Raw genomic sequence first — 2,204 nt, 5'->3', positions numbered from 1 at the left:
CGTGGTGGTCGCGGTGCGGCCGCCGCTGGCCAGATGGGCCACGGTCTCCACCGTCAGGCTGCCATCGGGCGACGGAATGCTGTTCCGCTGCTGGTAGTCGCGCACCGCCGCCAGGCTGCGCTGGCCCAGCACGCCGTCGACCCGGCCCAGCTGGTAGCCCGCTCCGTTCAGGGCGCTCTGCACCGCGCCGATCTCGGCCCGGTCGAACTCGACCGCCGGGCTGTCATAGACATAGGCGCCGGCGATGCGCGGCGCGCCATCGCAGTTCTTCGGCAGGGCGTTGGCCGTGTCGATCGAGGCGCCGCGGCCGTCGAAGCGGATCGCCAGGGCGGCACCGCTGTTGCTGGTCCAGGTGATGGTGTCGCCCACCGGCTTCGCCATGCCGGACATCAGGCACACGCCGCCGCGGCTGGAACGGTGCAGCAGGAAGGCGATGTTGCCGTCCTGCGCGGGCTGGACGAGCAGCCGGATCGGCGCGCCGCCGCCGGCCACATAGGTGCCCGCCTCGATGTCGGCGGCGGCGGCAACGCCCACCCAGCCGGCGGTCGTGGCCAGGCAGGCCAGGGCAAGGGTGGCCAAGTTGGGGGTGGCACGCATCCAGGGCTCTCCGTATCGTCTCGGTCGCCCTGCGAAACGCCTGGGGTGCAGGTCCGGTTCCGATTCCGCGCGGGTGACGGCGGCGGTGCTTTCGGCTAAACCGCCACACTCCCTTGGAAGATGTGCCCGATGTCCGAGACCCGAATCATCAAGCCCCAGCCGATCAGCGGCTTCCCGGAATGGTTGCCGGAGGAGAAGCTGGTCGAGGATCACATCCTGCGCATCATCCGCGAGGAGTATGAGCGCTACGGCTTCACCCCGGTCGAGACGGCGGCGGTGGAGCGGCGCGAGATCCTGACCGCCAAGGGCATCGTCGAGAAGGAGATCTACGCCCTGTCCCGCCTGGCGGCGGGGGAGGGGGAGGATCCGTCGACCGACATGGCGCTGCATTTCGACCTGACCGTGCCGACGGCGCGCTACGTGGCGCAGAACGCGGCGCGGCTGACCTTCCCGTTCCGTCGCTACCAGATCCAGAAGGTGTGGCGCGGCGAGCGGCCCCAGGCCGGCCGGTTCCGGGAGTTCTACCAGGCCGACATCGACGTCATCGGCAACGGCTCGCTCGGCCTCCTGAACGACGCCGAGATCCCCTGCGTCATCAACGCCATCTTCGCCCGCATCGGCATCGGCGAGTTCGTCATCCGCATCAACAACCGCAAGCTGCTGCAGGGCTATCTGCTCGACCAGGGGCTGACGGCCGAGGGCGTCGGCGCGGCGCTGAAGGTGATCGACGCGATCGAGAAGGTCAGCCGCGAGCGCACCGTGGCCGACCTGTCGGCCCAGGCCGGCATCGATGCCGCGACGGCGGAGCGGATCGTCGACCTGGTGACCCGGCCGGTGACCATCGCCGACCTGCGCGCGATCGAGGGCGGCGAGCTGTACCGCGAGGGGCTGGACGAGCTGGGCCAGGTGGCCGACGGCCTCGCCGCCTTCCAGGTGCCGGCGCATCGCTGGCGCATCGACCTCGCCATCGTCCGTGGCCTCGACTACTACACCGGCACGGTCTACGAGACCCAGCTGGTGGCGAACCCCGAGGTCGGCAGCATCTGCTCCGGCGGCCGCTACGAGGACCTGGCCAGCAACTATACTCGGCAGAAGCTGCCGGGCGTCGGCATCTCGATCGGCGTCACCCGCCTGCTGTCGCGCCTGTTCGACGCCGGCCTCCTGAAGCCCGGCGCCGCCACCCCGGCCCAGGTGCTGGTGACGGTGATGGACCGGGCGCAGCTGCCCTACTATCTCGGCCTGGCCACGACGCTGCGCGCCGCCGGCATCGCGACCGAGCTGTTCACCGAGGGCAAGAAGGTCGGCGACCAGCTGAAATATGCCGACAAGAAGGGTTTTCGCCTCGCCGTGATCGCCGGCGAGACCGAGATCGCGGAGGGAGCGGCGGTGCTGAAGAATCTCTCGTCCGGCGAGCAGTCGACCCATCCGCAGGCCGGCCTGGCCGACGCGGTGCGGCAGGCGCTGGCGGGGTAGGCCTGCATGGCCATTGCGGGGTCTCGTCTTCCTCCAATTGAGTCCCCCCTCCCCTCGCGGGAGGGGGGTAGGGGGAGGGGGCGTGTCGAGGCCAGGCTCCGGACGTTCCCCCGCCGGGAGTCGGACCACTCCCA

General features: G+C 70.5%; 2 protein-coding genes. One reads left to right on the top strand and one right to left on the bottom strand.

The genetic code is table 11. The features are described 5' to 3' along the window. Positions 1–597: peptidoglycan-binding domain-containing protein (locus P409_RS32390; RefSeq protein WP_034848311.1), on the bottom strand; the 597-nt coding region annotated here is incomplete at its 3' end. A 129-nt stretch (positions 598–726) separates the two neighbouring features. Between P409_RS32390 and hisS the strand changes: the two genes are divergently transcribed. Then, positions 727–2,070 carry a histidine--tRNA ligase gene (hisS, locus tag P409_RS32385; RefSeq protein ID WP_034848310.1) on the top strand — a complete coding sequence of 448 codons (1,344 nt, stop codon included), beginning with the start codon at positions 727–729 and terminating at the stop codon, positions 2,068–2,070. Positions 2,071–2,204 lie beyond the last annotated feature (134 nt).

The sequence above is a fragment of the Inquilinus limosus MP06 genome (assembly GCF_000767795.1).
Taxonomy (GTDB): Bacteria; Pseudomonadota; Alphaproteobacteria; order DSM-16000; family Inquilinaceae; genus Inquilinus; species Inquilinus limosus_E.
This window is presented reverse-complemented; position numbering and strand designations above follow the sequence as displayed.

Excerpts from the sequence above, each read along its gene's own strand:
- hisS (WP_034848310.1), top strand. The coding sequence starts at position 727 with ATGTCCGAGACCCGAATCATCAAGCCCCAGCCGATCAGCGGCTTCCCG.